The sequence below is a fragment of the Carboxylicivirga marina genome (assembly GCF_016612505.1).
GTDB classification, from domain to species: Bacteria; Bacteroidota; Bacteroidia; order Bacteroidales; family Marinilabiliaceae; genus Carboxylicivirga; species Carboxylicivirga marina.
Window position 1 is genome coordinate 39202 of record NZ_JAENRR010000007.1, and the last position, 21613, is coordinate 60814.

Consider the following 21613-nt stretch of genomic DNA (forward strand, 5'->3'; position numbering starts at 1 on the left):
GTTAATCTTCCCAAAAATCAGGTTTTTCAGATGTTCCGGTTAAAGTACAGTCTGAACAAATTGGTCGAGCAAGCAGGAAACCCACCATGGCTCCGGTATCTTCATCGTATATTGCATCATTAAGGTTATACACTCCAGACAGAACAAATTTATTGTATATTTCAAGCGGTGTCTGGTCTGGGAAATCTTCATATTTAAATGAATCAACACTACAATTGTAATACCTTGAAAACACTGGCAAACCTAAATTAGTTACATCCGACCGATCAATATAGATTCGTTCACTATCCACACTGCCGGTTTGAAAATAACCAAGAACAGGTTCTTTATCGTCATTTATATTTTTAATATTTCCTACGATAGAAAATGGCTGAACACCAAACACATCGCCAACATCATCAGTGGTAACTTTTAGTTTATTCCAGAATTCATATTCTTCTTTAGAAATACATAATTGCTTAACCAAAATACTATATCTGACCGTTAACTTATCCGTCTCTTTTGAAGGCACAAAACACACTTTCTTATCCTTTATAGTTGCTGCATTTTGGTTTGCAAATGAATGTATAACCACCGAATTTGCTGCATCTTCCTTCCAGCAGGTATGATTTATAGGTGTTATATAAACCCAATCATCAATTTCAAAATCGTAGGCCATACGTGTTGGAAATGGCGTTTTAAATTGCCAGTCTTCTTCATACAACCATCGTAAATAATTGCCTTCACTTGCCACACCATCCACTAATATATTAAGCCCTTGTAACTCCATTGTTTCATCACTATTCCATTCCTTACCAGCCTTAAAACTGACATTATCTATATCAATTTTAGGCAACAAAGTACAAGGAGTTGACTGATAAACGATGCCTCGAGAAGTTCTAATTGTTAATGTATAGGTGCCTCCTATTATGGGAACGAACTGTTCCTTATCTGTTTCGTAAACACCTGGTTCAATTTCCGTTAATACCTCCTCCTCATTATTTTGATCGGTAATAATTACCAAAGCATTTGATTCTCGCTGTGGTATTTCATCCAAATTGGGAATAGAACGAGAAAGGTATACACGATGATTTATTTGCTCGTCAGTTATGAGTGCATCAACAACTAATAAATCTTCGTAATCAGTAATGTTAACATCATAAGGTTCGAGACATGACGTAAAGCAAATTAGCACAAGGAAAAAGGATGTTATTTTTCCATTCATGAGGGAGTAGGATTAAGTTGTGGTTATTTAAACTATATTCAAAACTGCAAAAAAAATATCAAATTCTAACAATTAAGAAATGAAATGATTGATTTTTAACGATAAAAGTTCAACAATTGAAGGCTTTTTATATTTTTGTTGTCATACAACTTTAATCTACCCCTTTATGAAAGCCCTTCTCCTATTTTTACCTTTTGGTATTTTTTGCTGTTTTAGTACCCAATCGGCAATTGCACAAAGTATCAAATCTACTCCTTTTTCATCTGATACACTTTCGGCAATTGATATACATAACAATACTTTTAGCAATGAGTTGGACTACATTAACGGCCGAGAATATAAACCCTATCACCATCCTGATAACGAAAATCCATATCTAAACTCAAGCCAGGGTAGCGGTAGTATTTTTATTGATGGCAGAGAGTTTACTGATAAAAGAATAATATACGATATCAATAAGGATGAACTCATTGTTAATCCAAACTTTTTTAAGTTTGCAGGAGGGTATATTCAGTTAAAAAAATCGGCCATAGATTCTTTCACAATTCATTTCGAGGAAGAAAGTTATACGCTCACTAATTTCAAAGAACAATATGAAAAACTTGGTCTGTCATCTGGCTTTTATCAACAAATTCATCAATCCGATAATAGCTCACTACTTATAAGGCACTTTGTAACAACAGGTATAAACAATTCTGTTAAAACCTACACCTATCAAACCAAGCGACTCTTATTTATCAATCATTATTTTCATAACATCAGTGCCAAAAGACGTTTATTGGCTTTGTTTCCAGATGATAAGAAAAAAATAAGGCGTAAAATCAAATCCATTAACTACTCATACAAAAAGATGAATAACAAGCAACTCAAAAACCTTATCAAATACATCGACACCCTCTAACCCGCTCCCATGAAACGTTTGATTGTAGCAGTTCTACTTATGCCTGTTTTTATAAGCGCATTAAGTCAAAATATCATTAACCATAACGATTCGCTATCTTTTAATGATATCATTTTAGATATTGAAAGTCGTTCTGATTACCAATTTTATTATTCACCTAACTGGACAGACACACTAATTTTAAAAAGTGATTACAAACAATTGCCAATTCTAAAGGCCATTGATTGGTTATCGAAAATGAGCCAACTGGAATACACCATTATTGACAACACCAATGTGGTATTTACCAAAGCTTATAAAGTGAAAACCAACTATGCTGAATTGTTTTCCAGTTATATCAATGACAAAAAAGCCATAAAAGTTGATTCAGTTATTTACGAAGCACCTAAAAAAGAGTCATTAGAGACAAATACTATTAGTAAAGAATACATGGTCTTTACCATTGGTAATCAAGCTAAAAACCCTAATACACAAACGGCTACCTTAAGTGGAAAAGTGATTGATGTGGAAAATGGAGAGCCTTTAGTTGGTACAGTTATTTATATTGACGATTTAAAAAATGGAACTGTTACTAATCTTTATGGACACTATTCTTTTTCAATACCTAAAGGTCGTTACAAAATAGAATACCGCTCGGTGGGCATGAAAACAACTTATCGAAATGTAGTTATCCACTCTGATGGTTCGCTAGATGTTGACCTCAAAAGCAAACCAACTTCATTAAAGGAAGTGACCATTACGGCCAAGTCAGAAGATCCTGTTCGTAACCTGAGAATGGGAATGGATCAAATTTCAATGAAAACGTTAAAGCAATTACCCTTAGGAATGGGTGAAGCTGATGTGATTAAAACAACGCTCTTATTGCCCGGTGTTCAAAGTGTTGGGGAAGCCTCCAATGGTTTTAACGTGCGCGGTGGAAGTACCGACCAAAACCTTATATTATTAAATGATGCACCAATCATTAATACGTCACATTTCTTTGGTTTCTTCTCAGGCTTTAACGCCGACATTATAAAAGATATTAAGCTGTACAAAAGTGGCATCCCAGCTAAATACGGCGGTAGAGTGTCGTCAGTGATGGATTTAACGGTTAAAGAAGGTAATCGCAAACAAACTAAACTAAATGGTGGTATCAGTCCGGTATCAGGACGCTTAACGATTGAATCGCCAATTAAAAAGGACAAGAGCTCATTTATTTTGGCAGCACGAACCACCTACTCCGATTGGGTATTAAAACTTCTTGATGATCCTAAACTTAAAAACAGTTCTGCCAATTTTCATGATTTGCAAGGAAGTTTTTCCTGGGATATCGACGAAAAAAACAGCTTATATCTTTCAGGATATTACAGTCATGATGATTTTGATTATTACACCGAAGATGCTTTTGAATACAACACATTAGCATCCACCGTTAAATGGAAACACATATTTAGCCCCAAATTGTTTTCAACCTTCTCGGGCATTGTTAGTAATTACGATTACACCAACGAATCACGAACTGACTCCAGCCTGTTGCACAAGATTGATTACCAGCTCAATCAATACAGTTTCAAATCCGATTTCTCATATATATCAGGCACCAACCATAAAATTGACTTTGGTTTAAATGCCACCTGGTACGATTTATCACCAGGCAAACAAACACCTTCATCCACCGAATCACTTATTGCTTACAAAGAATTAGAAAAAGAGCAGGCCCTCGAAGCTGCTTTATACATCAGTGATGAATTCGAACTAAGCCATTTTATGTCGTTATCAGCCGGATTACGCTATTCGATGTATAGTAACTTTGGTCCTAAAACACAATATAATTATCAAAGTGGCTTACCCCGATCGGTCGATAACATAGTTGACACAACGCATCACGGAAATGGTGGTATCTCGTTTTATTCAGGGCCAGAGTTTCGCCTTTCGTCCAATATTCGCTTGAGCGGAACCAGCTCTCTTAAATTAGGATATAACCGCATGTATCAGTACATACAGATGATATCCAATACAGCAGCAATGGCGCCTACCGACATTTGGAAACTAAGTGACAAATACCTGAAACCTCAACATGGCGATCAGTACTCTATCGGATTCTACAAAAAAATGCGCAACAATAGCATAGAAGCATCCATCGAAACATATTACAAAAAGCTGGACAATATTATTGATTACAAAGGTGGTGCTAAATTGGTGATGAACGAGCACCTTGAAACAGATGTGCTAAATGGTAAAGGTAAAGCTTATGGTGTTGAACTGATGGTGCAGAAAAAACGTGGTAAATTAACAGGTTGGGTCAACTATACCTATTCGCGTATTCTTCATAAAATTGATAGCGAGTTTGACGAAGAACAAATCAATAATGGTGATTACTTTCCGGCTAATTACGACAAACCACACGATTTTAAGTTTGTTGCCAATTATAAATTCAGCCGTCGGATGAATATCTCATCTAACTTCTTTTACAGCACTGGCCGACCGTTTACAGCACCAGTTGCGTATTACAATTTTGGTGGAACTGATAAAGTCTACTATTCCGAACGTAATTCAATGCGTATGCCAGATTACATCCGTTTGGATGTGGCAACAACCATCAATGGCAATTTGGTGGCTAAAAAACTAAATCATAGTTCATGGACATTTGCTGTTTACAATGTGCTCGGACGTCAAAATGCCTACAACATTTTCTTCAGGACTGAAGGCGAGAAAGTACAGGGCTATAAGATGTCGATATTTGGCCAGCCAATATTTACCGTCACCTATAATTTTAAATTCTTAGGCAATGCCAAGGATGATTTCTAAACGATCATCATTCGATTAAAACAATACGGATGTGCCCTTGTTATTACCACAAAGCACATCCATTTTTTTTGAAAAACAGTCTCATCATATTGTTGTCGCTAGCCAGTATCGTCGCCTCCCTGAGTGATTCGTATACGCTATTGGTTTTTAAGCTTAACCAACAGTATATTGCTGAGAATCTTTGTGTACAAAAAGAGGTAGAAGATAATTCGTGCCAGGGTTGTTGCCAGCTTAAAAAGCAGATGGAGCAACAAAATAAGCAAGACAAATTAAAATCAAATTCCACCAATGGATTTTCGATATTTACTAAGCGGGCATTACCTCAATGGCAAACTCCGCCCCGAATTAAACTTGCGCCACGTGTTAATGCAAGATCGAATTGCCGAAAGTTTCGGTGAAACAGCAACACCAGCCTTTTCTCTTGTGGATGTTTCGCTCAACTATGCATTTAATAGGCACCTTGAACTAAATTTCGCTGCTAATAATTTATTAGACGAAACTTATTATGAACACTTAACTCGTTCGGTAAAAGGAACAAGTGATGCCATTAATGCACCAGGAAGAAATATAATTTTTACACTGGTGGCAAAATTGTAAACTTTAAACCTGTCAGGCTTGCTAAACCTGACAGGTTTTATAATTTTGATAGCCATGAAAATGGCTCATCTGCGTGGCAAAAAGAAGATGTTTTGGATAATTCTGATAGTATTGTTCATCGCATACTATTTCTGCCTGCCCAGTCAACTATTCGATACGCCTTACTCTTCTAAACTTCAATCGCGCAATGGTGAACTCCTTTCAGCTCATATTGCTGATGATGGTCAGTGGCACTTTGAGGCCATAGACTCGGTGCCGCATAAATTTGAACAAGCCATCATCCATTTCGAAGATGAGTATTTTCGATACCACCCGGGTTTTAATCCAATTTCATTGGTAAGAGCCAGCTATCAAAACGTATCATCAGGAAAGATAAAAAGCGGTGGCAGCACCCTTTCGATGCAAGTGATACGCCTCGCTTTTAAACGGCAACGAACCATTTGGAACAAACTCGTTGAAACCATCCAGGCCAGTCGTTTAGAATGGCGATACTCAAAGGATGAGATTTTGTTAATCTACTCGACCCATGCACCTTTTGGCGGTAATGTGGTAGGTATTGAAGCAGCTGCGTGGCGTTACTTTGGCCGTTCAGCCTATGAATTATCATGGAGCGAATCAGCATTACTGGCTGTATTACCCAATGCTCCGGCACTGATTCATCCTGGTCGCAATCGTGATGCTTTGTTGCAAAAGCGAAACTTTTTGCTGAATAAACTTCTGAATAAAAGTATTATTGATTCAACTGAACACTACCTGGGCTGTGCCGAACCATTACCCGATAATCCATTGCCACTGCCCAATATCGCCCCTCACCTGCTCAACACTTTAAACCAAAACAATTCACACAATTCTCATCATTCAACGCTTAGTAAACCATTGCAGGAAAGAAGCAATCAGATTGTTGAGAATTTCTACAGTATATATCGTCATAATGAAATCCATAACCTGGCAGCCATCATCATTAATAACCACTCCGGGGATGTTCTTGCCTACACTGGTAATTCATCTTTTAACACCCATGGGCATGGACACGATGTTGATATTATCCAGGCACAAAGAAGTACCGGCAGTACACTCAAGCCATTTTTGTATGCATCAGCTATCGACAATGGATTAATACTTCCTGAAATGCTATTGGCCGATATACCAACCTACTACAGTGATTTTTCACCCAAAAATTATACGAAACAATTTGATGGTGCTGTACCGGCCCACATGGCACTTTCGCGCTCACTCAATGTGCCTTTTGTACGTTTGCAAGACGATTATGGTACAGATAAATTTCATGCATTACTTCGAAAACTGGGCATAACCAGCATTAACAAACCCGCCTCTCACTACGGGTTATCTTTGATTCTGGGTGGTGCCGAGACCAGTTTATATGAGTTGTCATCGGTTTATTCATCCATGGCTCGTTGCCTCACGACTTATACGAAACAATCGGCTCAATACAATGCTACTGATATTCGTAGTGCACAACTGACTCAGTCAGGTAATAAACATCGAGATAAGCTTAGCTTCCAGCCATCAGTTTTAAGCGCAGCATCTGTTTACCACACTTTTGAAGCCTTAACCAATGTACAACGTCCCGAAGAAGAAACCGGCTGGAAAAACTTCTCTTCAGGGAGGAATATTGCTTGGAAAACGGGCACCAGTTTTGGCTTTAGAGATGCCTGGGCCATAGGTGTCACACCCGAATATACTGTAGGTGTTTGGGTGGGTAATGCCAGCGGCGAAGGACGACCAGGAATTATTGGCGGCAGTGCAGCGGCACCAGTCATGTTCGAGTTGTACCGTACTTTACCCGCAACAACATGGTTTGAAACACCCTACGACGACATGCAAACCACCGCTATTTGCAGACAAAGTGGACATAAATCATCACAAAATTGCCTTGATATTGATACCGTTTATATAGCAAATGTCGAACATGACAGGCCAGTGTGTCCTTATCATCAACTGGTGCATTTAAGCGCTGATAAACAATACCGGGTTAATGCCGATTGCTACCCACAGCATCAAATGAACCATACCAGCTGGCTTGTTCTTCCTCCAGTAATGGCTTGGTATTATCAGGCACGAAATCCTTTGTATAAGCCACTTCCACCATTTATGGAAGGTTGTCATGAGCAGCAGCACGCTATCGACATCATCTACCCACAAGCCAACGCTCAGCTTTTTGTTCCCCGTGAAATAGATGGACAGCTTGGCCGTATTATCTGCAAAGTAACGCACAGGAAGGCTTCTGCTCGTTTATTTTGGCATCTAAACAATGTTTATTTAGGCGAAACAAGCTTTCAGCATCAAATGGAAATTATACCTGATATTGGCTGGCACACACTAATAATTACTGATGAAGATGGTAATTCGGTAAGCCGACGCTTTGAAAGACTTGGTAAAGGTCACTAATCATTGTTGTATAATTTAGGGCTATTGTTATGAAAATGAACTTTAAGGCATCATATTTGGTTAATAATAAGTTAAAGTCATGTTAGTCATCGAGCTAACAACTTGATACTTTTGTATGAAATATTAACTTTGTCAACCACACTTTTTATTGGGCCTTTGCTGAAAGCAGTTTTTCTAAAGCGCCCGCGAACTCAGGTAAAAATAATAAATACAGAATATGAACAACTTTTTGAGAACCCGCCGAGTAAGATGGATAGCAGGCATATCGCTTGTAATGGTGATGACCCTGGGACTATACAGTTTCAACGATGATAAACGAAACTTTGAAGTCGTTAAAAACCTCGATATTTTTTATACCCTTTTTCGCGAAGTCAACAGTTATTATGTGGATGAAACCAATCCGGAAAAGCTAATTACAGATGGCATCAACAACATGCTGGAGTCATTAGACCCATACACCACTTATATTCCTGAGTCGGATATGGAAGATTTCCGTTTTATGACTACCGGTGAATATGCAGGCATTGGCTCACTCATTTCAAAGCGTGGCGAACATGTGGTTATTGCCGAACCTTATGAGAATTTTCCGGCGGCAGAAGCAGGACTAAAAGCTGGTGATAAAATACTTGAGATTGATGGAAAAAATATGGTTGGGAAAAACACGCCCGACGTCAGTGATATGCTTAAAGGTTCTGCCAATACAAGCCTAAAAATTAAAGTTGAGCGCCCAGGTGAGAAAAAGCCCATTAACATTGAACTTGAACGTAAAAAAATCTCCATCAACCCGGTGCCTTATTATGGCATGGTGAATGATGAAACCGGTATCATCCAGTTAAATAACTTCACGCAGGATTGTTCTCGTGAAATTGAAAAAGCATTTCTTGATTTACGTGATAAGCAAGGTGCCAAAAGCATTGTATTAGATTTACGCGCTAACCCGGGTGGCTTATTAGACGAAGCCGTAAAGATTGTTAACCTTTTTGTTCCATCTGGCTCTGAAGTAGTGAGTACTCGCGGAAAGGTGAAGCAATGGGATAAAACTTACAAAGCCATGCGTCAGCCAATTGATACAGTAATGCCTTTAGCGGTATTAATCAGTCGTGGTTCGGCTTCGGCATCAGAGATTGTATCAGGTGCTTTGCAAGACCTGGACCGTGCCGTAGTTCTTGGACAACGCTCGTTTGGTAAAGGCCTTGTACAAACAACCCGAAACCTGTCTTACAATGCCAAGCTAAAAGTAACCACAGCTAAATATTACATTCCTTCGGGTCGATGTATACAGGCCTTGGATTATACACACCGCGATGAAGACGGTGCCGTTGGTTTAGTTGCCGATTCGTTAATATCAGAATACAAAACATTGAATGGCCGTTCGGTATTTGATGGTGGTGGCATATCTCCTGATATTAAAATAAAATCGCCAAAGTATGCCAACGTTACCTTTGCCCTGGTGGTTCAAAGCATGATCTTTGATTATGCCACTGAATTTGTATTAAAAAATAAAACCATTGCTGCACCCGAAGATTTCGTTATCGCTGAGGGCGACTACAACGAATTTATCGAGTTTGTAAAGGCTAAAGAAGATTTCCGTTACGAGTCACTTTCACAAGAAAAACTGAAGGAATTGGTTAAAACAGCCAAGCGTGAAGGTTATTATGAAAAAGCAGAAGAAGACTTCACGGCTATGGAAGAAATATTAAAGCTGGATGTCGAAAAGGATATGCGCCAGTTTGAGGACGAAATTAAGGAGTTAATGGTAATGGAGATAGCCAAGCGTTACTATTACCAAAAAGGCGCTATTAAAGCCAGCTTACAAAACGATATTGAGTTGGAAGAAGCCAAAAAGCTACTTAAAGATATGGGCCAGTATGATGGCTTGCTTGACGGAACTGTTGCCAGCCATGCAGGCGATCGCCCTTCAAGGGACAAGAAGAGCTAATTGAAAAATTGTACACTATAGAAAAGCGCTTGCCGATTGGTAAGCGCTTTTTTTTGATTGTTTTATTGCATATAGTTGACTTTTGATAGGCATGTTTTTACATTACAGTATTAATAACCACTACTTCAATTACAATAATTGTATTTCAAATTTTAAAAGATAGTAATCAAACTCACATCAAACATGCTCACTATGAAAAGTAAAATCAGTGTTATTATGGCCTCTTTGATGATTGCCATATTTATTGTTTCAGTGCCAACAACCTTTGCCCAGGAAAAGGACGCCAAGAAAGAAAAGAAAATTCAAAAGCAGCGTAAGAAATTTGAACACAACAAGACAAAGGCTGTGAAGGAAATGTACAAAGCCTACCCCACTTCAAAAGCAGAAATGGGTAAATCCTACGGTTATGCCGCATTTGCGAATACTGGTGTTAACTTATTTGTTTTGGCCTCAGGCAACGGAGGTGGCAAGGCACATAATAATGTAACCGGTGAAGAAGTATATGTAAAAATGATATCATTGGGAGCTGGCATTGGCATTGGATTCAAAAAATACTATGCAGTATTTCTTTTTAGCAACCAATCAGCCTATGATAACTTCCTGATAAACGGGTGGTCTGCCGACACACAAGCCGATGCCACAGCCGATACAGGCAAAGAAGGTGAAGGCGGCTCTGTGGCAGTTGGAATGACAGTTTCCGAAGGCGTTACCTTGTATCAGATTGCCGATAAAGGTTTGGCAGTGCAGGCAACAGTTCAGGGCACCAAGTTTGTTGTTTCTGAAGAACTGAATGCTAAGTAATAACATACAGTAAAAATATCAAGCCATGCGAACGCTTACTATCCATAAAGCGCAGCATGGCTTTGTTATATCAAGCACCCGCAATAAACAGCCACGTTCTTAACGCTTAAGAAACCCTATTATGAAGAAACTACTCCTCTCCTTACTAATCATACCGACTTTGGTTTTTAGCCAATCTGACACCACTAAAACTGAAAAAGCATTTAGAATTGTTCCCTTAATTACCAGCACACCATTAATGGGCTGGGGATTTGGCGTCTCTTCATCCTTTCTTTACGATGGTGATGAAAGCTCGGCATCCAAATCGCAACTTCTGGTTGAAGGGCAATATACTACCACTAAAAGTTACAATGCTCTGGCCAGAAACAACTTGTGGTTAAAAGACAATAGTTTCTTATCCTCCACCCAAGTTGTTTTTTCAAGTATCAATAATGAGTTTAGCGACAAAACATATGGTGATGTAGAATACAATATCAACACGGTTATAGTAACCGAGTTATTAATGTTCAGGGTAGCAAATCAAATATACCTTGGAACACCATTAAGTTATAAGCGATTAGAATACAAACCCAATAACCAGAGTGGCGAAGACTTCATTACCGGTAATGGCATCACTGATGAAAACTCAGCTGGTATTGGCGTGGCTGTAAGCTACGATACGCGCAAAAACAAATATTTTCCTTCAAAAGCAGCATGGATTACCGCTCGCGTAAATACAAATCCTAACTGGCTGGGTGCCGATAATTCTTATGGTGCGCTTATTGTTGATGCCCGTTATTATGCCAAAGGATTTAAAGATAATGATGTTTGGGCATCACAATTTTACGGCCATTACAGTTCCGATAAAGCACCAGATAACGGACTACCTACCCTATCGGGTAAAACACAGTTAAGAGGCTATCCGGCCGGACAGTTTAAAGCCAAATACCAAACAGGTGCACAAACCGAATACCGGTACACCATCAACAACACGCGCTTCAGAGCTGTGGCCTTCTTTGGACTCGCCAACCTATCAGGTGGCTCCTACGGTTTTGAAGGTAACTCACGAGATGACGATGGCTGGTACACTTGCGAAGGCCTGGGTGTACGCTATATGTTACAACAGGTAACAGGTGTTGATCTTCGTCTTGATTTTGTGCACACCAGCAAAGGTGATATTTCTTTTTACTTAAAAGTCAATCAGGCATTTTAATAATATGCCTTTGCAATAAACTTACATGATCAATCTTAAGGCTTCTCTTTTACTGAGGGTATTCAGTACCGTTTGATCAACAAAATCAATAACCCACTGCGGGTTTGTACGGCTATATTCTCTTAATATCCAGCCAATGGCTTTATTGATAAAGAACTCCTTAGAGCCGAGTAAAGAATTAATCGCTGTGGTTAATAGTTCAGTGTCCAGTTCCTCTTTGTATTTTAACTGAAACAACAAGGCAGATCGTTGTAACCATAGATTGTTTGAAGCGAGCCACTTATCAAGGTACAACTGTCGTTCTTCAGGAAATGAAACGAAATACGCTCCCATCAGTTTATAGGCGATATAATCCACGGTGTCCCACCATGATTTATGAACCACCATGTATTCCAGTAAAGCAATATCTCCTTTCTCAAATTGCTTGCAGTATTTAAACACCAGCTCCTGAGCAAACAACTGGAAATCACGTTGTGGCTTTTGCCACAGTGCTTTTACCAAGGTATGCAAATCACTTTTAGCCGGAAGGTATTTAGCCACCAGGAAAGGCTTTTGAATGGCACGTCTTTCGGTGGCTTTTAAACCGTAAAAGTCAAACTGGTGACGCATATAGGCCTTTTGTTCCAAGGCAATTGTCGGATTTTGATGTTTCTCATACTCCTGTTCTAAAGTCCTGATAAACTCATGCATTATTATAGAGTTTTAATCATTTCAAACTGCTTACCACTCACTGGTATATTAAAGGAATTTAGAAAGGCAGTAATAGACTGGCAATGAACATCTGTATTAATCACTTTTACAGAACTGAATTCATTGCGTTCAATAGCCGCCTTCAAAAGTGTTGTCCCTACCCCTTGCCTGCGACATTCTCGTTTAACCAACAATTGGGTAATATCGCCAGAACAGGATTCAAGAATGCAATAAGCAACTAGGTTGCCTTGATAAAAAGCCCCAAAGACAATAAACTTATCCTTTTGACGCTGTATGGCTGCAAAACTATTCTGCCACGATGGATGAAAATCCATGTGATTTTGCAAAGACATGCACGCCTCTATCCCAATCTCTTGAATACTTACAGACGCGTTTTTATTACCCTGTGGAATACTCAGTTCTTTTGCGTCCCTTACAAAATAGTTAAACTCACGACTCACTTCAAAGCCTATGTTCCGATAGATATTAACGGCTTTAGTATTGTGCTGCAATACTTCCAGCAGATACTGTTGCACCCCTGCTTCTTTAAGGTATGGAATGGAGTACTCAAATATTTTGGTAGCCAAACCTTGCCCCCGAAAGTCAGGAATAGTACCAGTTCCGGTATCATAAGCTGTTTTGCGGCCATTAAAATCACCAATCCCATTCAGTGTAAACGAAACGATGGCCTCACCTTCCATAGCGGCAAAAGACAATTCAGGTACAAAGCCTCGGCGCTGCAGCATGTTTTTTAATTCCTGCTTATTAAGTTGAATTTCATAATCGGCAAAAGCAGTGCTGAAAGCATCATGTATTTGCTCAAAACTGCTGTCTTTAAGGGAATGAATGTGCATGTGTAGTGATTATCTGAATGATTAACGTTATGACAAGATACTAATTGTAGTTAAAACTCAGGTTTGCTAACATTCTTCACTATGGCAATCTCAACTAAGAAATAGTTTTACAACTCAAGCCGTTGAGGCTTCCCTTAAGACAACTCTTCGGAAAAAATTACTGCTAGATTATTGCTTCATTCAGCATTATTCTAACAAGTTTGATACTGAATTCATTTATCGCAATAATTTAAAGATTAACAGCTTGGTGTCAAATTTTTCTTCCCTCTGTTTATGTCAATGGGTCCCAAACTACGTTGCTTATGTCGGTATTATGCAATACAAAAATAAAAATCATATTAAATGCGGTTGCCATACATTCTTAACCAGAGTAAATAGCATTAAAATAATATACGCTCTGCCTGTCAACACAACGTCACTTAGTTAAGCGTTAATTATTCCCCCACAACCCTACGGGTAGCTCCCCAAGTGGAGCATTTATGTACAGCTTGCATTTTTGGAATATATGCCCAACTGCCAATCAAATCTTCCCCTTGGGGAAGTGCCGCAGGCGATGGGGGAAAAAAATCTAGACTGTGTAATGTTCACTCAAGAGTATATAATTCCTTAACTAAACGACATTGGTCTGCCGCACCTCTCCTATTTTTTTAAAGGAGTACCACGAAGTGGGCAGATGGTTATGAAAGTTAAATTCAATTGATGCGACTTACAATCCTGTATTGTATTGCCCATTGCTACTTGGATAAATACACTTCTTTAAATCCTGCTCTGCTTGTTTATCACCCTGTAAGTGCTGCTTAAAAAGTGTCACTAGATGCTTCTTATTCGAGCTTAGTTTAGTAGTGCTTGAGATATTTCTTAAATCAATAAAAAAGCTGGTGAAGGTATTCGGTATATCCTTGTTGATAGTGGTATTTAAACAGTGAGTCTGATGATAAATATGATTGTATTCCCCTTTGTTTTTATCAATGGTAAAAGTCGTGTTTTTCAGATTACTCAATGTAGCCGACTTATCGCACGATATCAGGCAATCCTCGTCCATTCGTTCTTTTTCGCAACCGATGGTTTGATGAAACAAACACTGGCGACTACTCATCAGCACAATAGGATGAAAAATACTGTAATACAATTGAAAATCATCGGGCCTGGTAATATTTCTGATTTGTTGGCGGTTAATCTCATTGGAGATGAAAGCACCCGCACAATTGAAATTCTCTTGCAGCGTTAGTAAAGCATACGAATTAACAATATTGAGTTGAGGACCAGCCACCCAATCCACACCCATTTGATTGGCTTCATAGGCAATTCCGGTATTGTCGGTCACCAGTCGCTGTGGTTGTAGTTGCTGCAGAAAAGCAATGGCATCCCCATAGTCATCGCCAATCAGCACTGTTGGAAACCAGGGAATGAGGCATTTGTGCTTGCCAAATAAGTCCAATAGTTCGTTTGCTTGATGAGCGATGTGATTGGGTAACTTATAATAGAGATCAACATTGCTATTCTTTAATAACTCTACATCTTCTTCGGCATCAATTATTACCGAAAGCGTTGGTTCAATTTCCTGAGGCTTTGTTTTGTTGAGTGCTGGCTTAGGCACCGCCACATATGTTTTACGAGAATCATTGATAATGTAAAGTAAACGATTCTTTAAGGCCGTTAATTCCTTAAAAGGCAGAAAGGCATTGGACTGTATATCTTTTAAATCGATACTTTCAATAAAATATTCGGTATCATTTATGGCTTTAAAACGAGTCATCAATTGTTTTTCATCCAATGCTTTAATGCCATGGCTCATCAATCTCACTTCTGAAATTAACTCAAAATGATGCTCTGGTGTTTTAACTTCTATTTTTAAGGCACTGCCAACCTGCCCAGATAAAACTAATGCTAAAGGTGCTTTATTGACACTTAAAGCATCTATCTCACGCTTAATTCCCTGCCTTAAAAGGCCTTTTTCGCTGTAAAGCGCCTCTTCTGCCCGTGCAATGCCTTCAGTTGAAAAATCATCCTTTAATTTAGCCAAATGGGTCGATGAGTAATCACGTGGATTCTCAATAAACATTTGCTGATGAATATCGCCCCTGAGAAAGCCGTTGGTAAAATCGCGGTTAAATACTTTGTAAAGCATGCCATCTGATGATTCCAATGCTTCATTATTATACCAACGCTTCAGTTGCTTTTGATAGGCCTCAACCACCAGGTACACATAATGGTATTTTTTAATGCGCCCCTCAATTTTTAGGGAGTCTACTCCCGCCCTTGCCAGCTCAGCGATATCAGCAAAGGCCGAGTTATCTTTCAGGTTTAGCGGAAACTCAATGCCTTGTGAAGTTGTTTGGTATTGATCGCGACACGGCTGGCTGCAACGACCCCGATTGGCCGAATTACCACCATGCAAAGAACTCATGTAACACAAGCCCGAAAATGAAATACAATAAGAGCCGTGCACAAATACTTCGGTGAGCATATTGTGCTGATGGGCCGCGTGTGTTAATTCTGTTATTTCATTGATATTCAATTCACGCGACAGATTTACACGCGTTGCCTTTAATTGATTCAGAAATTTGATTTGCCCCTCATTATGCGTTGTCATCTGCGTAGAAGCATGTATCATTAAGCTGCTGTAATACTTATTCAGGATATAGAATAAGCCCAGGTCCTGAATAATGATACCATCGATACTGGTGTTAACCAACTTATTGAGCAAACGGATGAGATCGGGTATTTCACTTTCAACAATAATGATATTAAGGGTAATAAACACCTGACACTGGTGCTGATGAGCCAAACGTAAGAGGCCATTTAAATCGTCGAAAGTAATGTTGGCTGCCCTGTTACGCGCATTAAACTTGTTAAGTCCGCAGTACACAGCATTGGCTCCTGAAGCAATGGCTGCTTTTATCGCATCTATGTCGCCACCAGGGGCTAATAATTCAATTTTTTGTGCCATCTATTTTTTTGAAAATCAATTAAGATGCGAAGCTAACAAAAAGTTATTCAGGACGGGACGATAATTGGTAAACGATATTATATACAATCACCCCCCATCAACTGTGGTATTTAATTCCCATGTAAGTTAGTCATCTCGACTATTTGGTATGCATTACTATCCCAAATAGAGTAAACTACGACTTTGCATTTATATTTACTTATGCACCTAACGGGTAGTCGTGGATATTAAAAAAAACGTTTTGTAACAAAAAATGCTTTATTAAAAATTAATTGAAAGGTATATTTGTAAGCAAGTAGGCATACGAAATATGTATTTAGACTAAAAATAGTGAAATAAATCAATTTAAATTACATCATATGACTAAGAATTTGTTACCCATCATTAGCTTGATGGTGCTACTTTTTGCAAGCTGTACTAAGCCAGTAAATGAGTACAATCTAGTACCCTATCCTTCAAGCCTCGAAGAAAAGGAAGGAACATTTGAAATAAATAACACGACGAAGGTATTGTTCAATGGAAGTGAAAACACACAATTCGTTGCTCAGTTCTTTGCTGATTTTATTTCTCCGGCATCTGTCTACAAGCTTGAAGTGGAAAAAACAGAAAGCACTGAATTAACGAAAGGTGCCATTACCTTTATAGAAGATAAACAAATAAAGGGTGCTGAAGGAAGCTACCAGTTATCCATTACTCCTAATGGTGTTCTAGTCAAAGCCAATAACCCTGTTGGCTTGTTTTACGGCTTTCAAACGATTCGTCAGTTATTACCTGCTTCAATTGAAAGTAAAGAGCTTAGTAAGGTTAGCTGGCTTCTTCCTGCAACCGAAATCAATGATACACCTCGTTTTTCATACCGCGGCTTACACCTCGATGTCGGTCGCCATTTCTATCCGGTTGATTTTATAAAGAAATTTATTGACTTGTTGGCACTTCATAAGATGAATGTATTCCACTGGCATTTGACTGAAGACCAGGGTTGGCGACTTGAAATTAAAAAATATCCCAAACTAACCGAAGTAGCAGCGTATCGTGATGAAACGCGTGTGGGACATGGCGGCAGTCGCCCTGAAGAATATGACGGTAAACGATATGGTGGTTTTTATACTCAGGAAGAAGCTCGTGAAGTTGTAAAATACGCCGCCGAACGACACATTACAGTCATCCCTGAGATTGAATTACCAGGCCATGCACAGGCTGCCTTGGCCGCCTATCCAGAATTAGGTTGCACAGGCGGACCATATGAAGTAGCTAAAACATGGGGTGTATTTAAGGAAGTGTATTGTGCAGGAAACGAAAAAACATTTGAATTCCTCGAGAATGTACTGCTTGAAGTGATGGACATATTCCCTTCTGAATATATCCACATTGGTGGTGATGAGTGCCCTAAAGCACGCTGGAACGAATGTCCGAAATGTAAAGCACGTATGAAAAAAGAGCATTGCGAAGACTCGCATGAGCTGCAAAGCTATTTTATAAGTCGAGCAGAGAAGTTTCTGAATAGTCACGGTCGACAAATCATTGGCTGGGACGAAATATTAGAAGGTGGATTGGCTCCAAATGCCACGGTGATGTCGTGGAGAGGCATCAAAGGCGGTGTGGAAGCAGCTCGCCAAAAGCACAATGTGATTATGACTCCTAACTCGCATGTTTACCTTGATTATTACCAGAATACACCGGCCAGCGAACCACTAGCTATTGGTGGATTTTTACCAATCAGCAAGGTGTACTCTTACAATCCGATACCAGAATCTCTGTCAGCAGAAGAAGCAAATTACATTATTGGTGTTCAAGGAAATATATGGACTGAGTATATGCCAACCAGCGAACATGTTGAATACATGGCTTATCCGAGAGCCTGCGCCATTGCTGAAATGGGATGGCTGGATTACAGTCAACGTAATTTTGATCAATTCTCCAATCGATTACAAAAACATTTTGAGCGTCTGGATGCATTGAATGTGAATTACTTTAACAAGGTCTTATCACCTATTGCATCGGTTGATAAAGTAGAGTTTGTAGAACCAACAACACTTGAACTTCAGAACATTGCAATTGGCACTGAAATCTACTATACCATTGATGGTTCAAAGCCTAACCAAAACTCTAGTGTTTATGTAGGGCCTATCACCTTGTCAGAAGAAGGCATAGTAAAGGCTGTTACCATCAATGAAACAGGTGAAACCAGTGAAGTGCTTGAAATTCCGGTTGTTCGTCTTCAATACATTGAGGGGAAAGCTGCCAAAGGCGACAACAAAGGTTTGTCATGTAAAATGGCCACAGGCAAATTTAAATCGTGCGCCGATGTCCTTAAAGCCGATGGAAAAAACCTTACTGTAGCGGATGTTCTTATTCCTGAAGAAGCGCCATTCGATCACTTTGGCTTGGTATTGGAAGGCATGGTAACCATTACTGAAGAAGGCTTATACCAATTTAGTTTAGGTTCTGATGATGGTTCTCAATTCTATATGAATAATGAATTGGTGATTGATAACGATGGTTTCCACGGTATGGCCTACAAGAAAGCCAACCTGGCTCTTAAAACAGGCACATACCCTGTTAAAATTGTTTATTTTGAAGCAACTGGTGGTGAGAACCTTAAACTACATGTTATAACTCCAGACGGCGAAAAAGTAAGCAGTTTTACTGAATATTTAAGTCACTAGAAAATTTGTATTGAAACAAATAGAAAAGCACTTACCAAATGGCAAGTGCTTTTTTAATAATATAATTCGCGCATTACAGAAATAAGGGTGCACAAAACAATCCCGTCAAATAATACCAATTGTTATTCAAATTGAGCCTTAAGCGAAATTTGTATTTACAATGGTAAATGTCGTAGAATCAATAAAGAGCATTGTTGAAGCGCAGTTGAAAATAAAGCTCATTTTATTGACTAAACGGCATCACTTTCCTATTCATTAAATAAAATCGATTTCAACAACAGTTCCTCGCATGCAATAAGGCCTAAATCGGTTCTTTCGTGGAATTGAACACAAACCGACCGATTGTCTTCTAATTCAATATCAAAATCATTGAGATTAACAGGTTCCAATGTAAGTCCATTCGAAAGCTCAATTACCCATCCGCATCCATCAAAATTTGTCAAATCTCTTAACACACCTGCATGTGCCTCATCACAATCAGACATAACCAGATTATATCGAACACTACCATTATCTTTTTCACTCCATAAGTTTAAATTGTAACCATCAAAACGATAACGATAGTCACCAGATGGAACATATGATGGGCCATAATTAGCAGGAACAATTAAAAACAAAGTATCAATAAAACTAATGGTTTTATGGTTCACTTCTAAGGTGCCTGCCCCACGGCCGTATGGTAAATTGGTCCACGCTCGGTAAGAACCATTTTCAATTGTAAAAGCTACTGTTCCTGAGGTATTATCAGAATTAACCGTATGTAATGTTCCACTAAAAGATGATGTTTTAGTTATATCAAGCAGAAAATGGGAGTCATCCTTATCGCATGCTATTATCAAGCAGGTGATAAGTATTAGGTAAATCTTTTGCATACACAATTTTGATAAAGTACTAATATGAAGACGACTATTACATTGGATGGTTGCGTTGTATTGCTGTTGTTCACACAACGACAACATTCAGATGCTAAGTTTGCAAAGGGCTAGCCATCACTCTTCTCAATTTCCGATTTAATCAGTTGGTTAATACGACTCAAATGCTCAAGTGGAATAGAATTTATCGTTTTGAGCATATCTACCTGCACATCTGATTTCCGAATTTTATGGAGCGGATGGTCATCAACATGTGCAGAATCTGTAGGCGTCCAAACCATTAGATCATTGGGCGTACATTTAAACAAGAGGCATAATTTTTCAAGCTGTTCTGTGGTGAGCCGTAAGACACGATTATTCTTAATTTTTGAGGCAAAATTTGCTGAGAAACCAGCTTGTCGAAGAAACTTGAAAGGTTTATCAATACCGCGAGCTTTCATCACGCGTGTAAAATCATATTCTAACATCTTAAGGATAAATTGGTTATTATTATTTTAAAAATAAGTATTTATTTCGGTGATTAAAATATCTGTCTGGAAAATAATATCTTTCATTCTTTCAATAATATTAATCATTGCGCGATGATGATTTCTTATTCAGTCAACGTATTTCATTAACCGGTAAGTCATATTATCTATTATATCAATTATAATAGATATTAAAGAACTGTTAATTCGCATTGAAGAAAGTAGAGTTCTCTATAACGCAAACTTATATGGCAAAAGAAGTAATTATAGGATGCCCTCTTAATCTGCGATATAAATTAACGTGAGTTCGATGAAAATAATTAGCCTAATTGGCTGAATGCCAAATTTAAGTCAGCCTAATGCAACGCATTCGGTTTGACACACTTTGCAATCCTTCGCCTTGAAAAGGCCGCTTAATAATAAGCTGGGCTTACAGCCCTATTTATAAACCTTATAACCTTGCATTGGGCATGCATAAACCGACCTTTCAGTGTGAGAAATACGTCGTAATCAAGTTTTAGCATCACTGGCAATAACACTTCTTTGTCCACTAAAATTGATATTAATGCTCAGGTGCAGCAGGTAATTCGTATGCCGGTGTTGAAAATCGTGTCCTATACCTGTACCAAGCACAGGACTAAACAATTGGTTTGAAAACAAAGCCTGATTAATGGAAGCTCCAAGATATGGTAACACATCTGAAGCGCTTTGTCCAAAACCAAAATCATCTTTATTTTTGAAACTGATATAATGAAAACCAAAAGCACCATTAAGTGAAGTAGGCAATTGACTGGTGGCATTAAAAATGTAGGATAAACCGCAAGATCCGGAAAATATATTTGCTTTTGAATTAGCAGTGTAAGCCAGTTGCATGTTGGTGCGCATATATGCTTTATCTGGTTTATAGGGTGATTGATAACCAATGTATAATTGTGGCTTTACTTCTTCACCAATTTGCTGACTGGCCACGCCCATGGCAAAGCCGCCTGGAAAGACAAAACCCAAACCAACCGAATTAAAACGACCCACTTCATTACTATTGGCATGACCATAGGTTATGGATAACCCACCATTTTCCCGGTAAAACTCTTGCTGAGCACTCAACTTAAAAACAAGTAATAACAAGAAGCTTCCTAAAGCAATACTCTTCATATTATTCGGGATATAATGACAAATAAAAAGGGCGATAATACCAACTGTAAAACCACCCATCATTCAAAAATATATCTTTTATGGCTAAGTACAAGCACATATACTGCATCTTATTTACCATTTTAAGCAAGC

15 protein-coding genes are annotated in these 21613 nt (G+C 38.7%); 8 read left to right on the forward strand and 7 right to left on the reverse strand.

Annotation, left to right across the window (positions count from 1 at the left end; all coding sequences use genetic code 11):
* Nucleotide 1: 1 nt before the first annotated feature.
* Nucleotides 2–1204 (reverse strand): DUF4249 domain-containing protein, encoded by a 1203-nt coding sequence (locus JIV24_RS04380; RefSeq protein ID WP_200463799.1) that lies wholly within the window; start codon nucleotides 1202–1204, stop codon nucleotides 2–4.
* Nucleotides 1205–1370: 166 nt separating this feature from the next.
* Here JIV24_RS04380 and JIV24_RS04385 point away from each other — a divergent pair, with 166 nt between their 5' ends.
* From JIV24_RS04385 to JIV24_RS04415, 7 genes are all read left to right on the forward strand, one after another.
* Complete coding sequence (locus JIV24_RS04385) at nucleotides 1371–2105, forward strand: hypothetical protein (protein ID WP_200463800.1); 735 nt, start codon at nucleotides 1371–1373, stop codon at nucleotides 2103–2105.
* A 9-nt stretch (nucleotides 2106–2114) separates the two neighbouring features.
* Nucleotides 2115–4892: a TonB-dependent receptor gene (locus JIV24_RS04390; protein WP_200463801.1), complete on the forward strand. Its 2778-nt coding sequence runs from the start codon at nucleotides 2115–2117 to the stop codon at nucleotides 4890–4892.
* A 288-nt stretch (nucleotides 4893–5180) separates the two neighbouring features.
* A complete protein-coding gene (locus tag JIV24_RS04395; protein WP_200463802.1) occupies nucleotides 5181–5489 on the forward strand; it encodes a TonB-dependent receptor in 309 nt (102 codons plus the stop codon).
* Nucleotides 5490–5543: 54 nt separating this feature from the next.
* Entirely contained in the window at nucleotides 5544–7898 is a 2355-nt protein-coding gene (gene pbpC / locus JIV24_RS04400) for a penicillin-binding protein 1C (RefSeq protein WP_200463803.1), read from the forward strand.
* 217 nt (nucleotides 7899–8115) lie between these two features.
* Nucleotides 8116–9837 carry a S41 family peptidase gene (locus JIV24_RS04405; RefSeq protein WP_200463804.1) on the forward strand — a complete coding sequence of 574 codons (1722 nt, stop codon included), beginning with the start codon at nucleotides 8116–8118 and terminating at the stop codon, nucleotides 9835–9837.
* Nucleotides 9838–10029: 192 nt separating this feature from the next.
* The gene (locus JIV24_RS04410; RefSeq protein ID WP_200463805.1) at nucleotides 10030–10638 is read left to right on the forward strand and encodes a lipid-binding SYLF domain-containing protein; all 609 of its coding nucleotides are present in this window, start codon (nucleotides 10030–10032) and stop codon (nucleotides 10636–10638) included.
* 121 nt (nucleotides 10639–10759) lie between these two features.
* Entirely contained in the window at nucleotides 10760–11830 is a 1071-nt protein-coding gene (locus tag JIV24_RS04415) for a BamA/TamA family outer membrane protein (protein ID WP_200463806.1), read from the forward strand.
* 21 nt (nucleotides 11831–11851) lie between these two features.
* Here the strand turns inward: JIV24_RS04415 and JIV24_RS04420 are convergent, their stop codons facing one another.
* The 3 genes from JIV24_RS04420 to JIV24_RS04430 all read right to left on the reverse strand — a co-directional run bounded on the left by JIV24_RS04420 (nucleotide 11852) and on the right by JIV24_RS04430 (nucleotide 16324).
* Nucleotides 11852–12520, reverse strand: coding sequence for a DNA alkylation repair protein (locus JIV24_RS04420; protein WP_200463807.1), 669 nt, complete (start codon nucleotides 12518–12520; stop codon nucleotides 11852–11854).
* A gap of 2 nt (nucleotides 12521–12522) precedes the next feature.
* Nucleotides 12523–13374: a GNAT family N-acetyltransferase gene (locus JIV24_RS04425; RefSeq protein ID WP_200463808.1), complete on the reverse strand. Its 852-nt coding sequence runs from the start codon at nucleotides 13372–13374 to the stop codon at nucleotides 12523–12525.
* A 706-nt stretch (nucleotides 13375–14080) separates the two neighbouring features.
* Entirely contained in the window at nucleotides 14081–16324 is a 2244-nt protein-coding gene (locus tag JIV24_RS04430) for a peptidase U32 family protein (RefSeq protein WP_200463809.1), read from the reverse strand.
* Nucleotides 16325–16683: 359 nt separating this feature from the next.
* Between JIV24_RS04430 and JIV24_RS04435 the strand changes: the two genes are divergently transcribed.
* The gene (locus JIV24_RS04435) at nucleotides 16684–18990 is read left to right on the forward strand and encodes a family 20 glycosylhydrolase (protein WP_234445703.1); all 2307 of its coding nucleotides are present in this window, start codon (nucleotides 16684–16686) and stop codon (nucleotides 18988–18990) included.
* A 248-nt stretch (nucleotides 18991–19238) separates the two neighbouring features.
* Here JIV24_RS04435 and JIV24_RS04440 read toward each other — a convergent pair whose 3' ends face one another.
* From JIV24_RS04440 to JIV24_RS04450, 3 genes are all read right to left on the reverse strand, one after another.
* Complete coding sequence (locus JIV24_RS04440; RefSeq protein ID WP_200463810.1) at nucleotides 19239–19862, reverse strand: hypothetical protein; 624 nt, start codon at nucleotides 19860–19862, stop codon at nucleotides 19239–19241.
* A 110-nt stretch (nucleotides 19863–19972) separates the two neighbouring features.
* Entirely contained in the window at nucleotides 19973–20329 is a 357-nt protein-coding gene (locus JIV24_RS04445; protein ID WP_200463811.1) for a helix-turn-helix domain-containing protein, read from the reverse strand.
* A 510-nt stretch (nucleotides 20330–20839) separates the two neighbouring features.
* The gene (locus JIV24_RS04450) at nucleotides 20840–21481 is read right to left on the reverse strand and encodes a hypothetical protein (protein ID WP_200463812.1); all 642 of its coding nucleotides are present in this window, start codon (nucleotides 21479–21481) and stop codon (nucleotides 20840–20842) included.
* Between the last annotated feature and the right edge of the window lie 132 nt (nucleotides 21482–21613).

Coding starts and splice junctions, on each gene's coding strand:
- JIV24_RS04380 (WP_200463799.1), bottom strand. CDS start 1,204: ATGAATGGAAAAATAACATCCTTTTTCCTTGTGCTAATTTGCTTTACG.
- JIV24_RS04385 (WP_200463800.1), top strand. CDS start 1,371: ATGAAAGCCCTTCTCCTATTTTTACCTTTTGGTATTTTTTGCTGTTTT.
- JIV24_RS04390 (WP_200463801.1), top strand. CDS start 2,115: ATGAAACGTTTGATTGTAGCAGTTCTACTTATGCCTGTTTTTATAAGC.
- JIV24_RS04395 (WP_200463802.1), top strand. CDS start 5,181: ATGGATTTTCGATATTTACTAAGCGGGCATTACCTCAATGGCAAACTC.
- pbpC (WP_200463803.1), top strand. CDS start 5,544: ATGAAAATGGCTCATCTGCGTGGCAAAAAGAAGATGTTTTGGATAATT.
- JIV24_RS04405 (WP_200463804.1), top strand. CDS start 8,116: ATGAACAACTTTTTGAGAACCCGCCGAGTAAGATGGATAGCAGGCATA.
- JIV24_RS04410 (WP_200463805.1), top strand. CDS start 10,030: ATGAAAAGTAAAATCAGTGTTATTATGGCCTCTTTGATGATTGCCATA.
- JIV24_RS04415 (WP_200463806.1), top strand. CDS start 10,760: ATGAAGAAACTACTCCTCTCCTTACTAATCATACCGACTTTGGTTTTT.
- JIV24_RS04420 (WP_200463807.1), bottom strand. CDS start 12,520: ATGCATGAGTTTATCAGGACTTTAGAACAGGAGTATGAGAAACATCAA.
- JIV24_RS04425 (WP_200463808.1), bottom strand. CDS start 13,374: ATGCACATTCATTCCCTTAAAGACAGCAGTTTTGAGCAAATACATGAT.
- JIV24_RS04430 (WP_200463809.1), bottom strand. CDS start 16,324: ATGGCACAAAAAATTGAATTATTAGCCCCTGGTGGCGACATAGATGCG.
- JIV24_RS04435 (WP_234445703.1), top strand. CDS start 16,684: ATGACTAAGAATTTGTTACCCATCATTAGCTTGATGGTGCTACTTTTT.
- JIV24_RS04440 (WP_200463810.1), bottom strand. CDS start 19,862: ATGCAAAAGATTTACCTAATACTTATCACCTGCTTGATAATAGCATGC.
- JIV24_RS04445 (WP_200463811.1), bottom strand. CDS start 20,329: ATGTTAGAATATGATTTTACACGCGTGATGAAAGCTCGCGGTATTGAT.
- JIV24_RS04450 (WP_200463812.1), bottom strand. CDS start 21,481: ATGAAGAGTATTGCTTTAGGAAGCTTCTTGTTATTACTTGTTTTTAAG.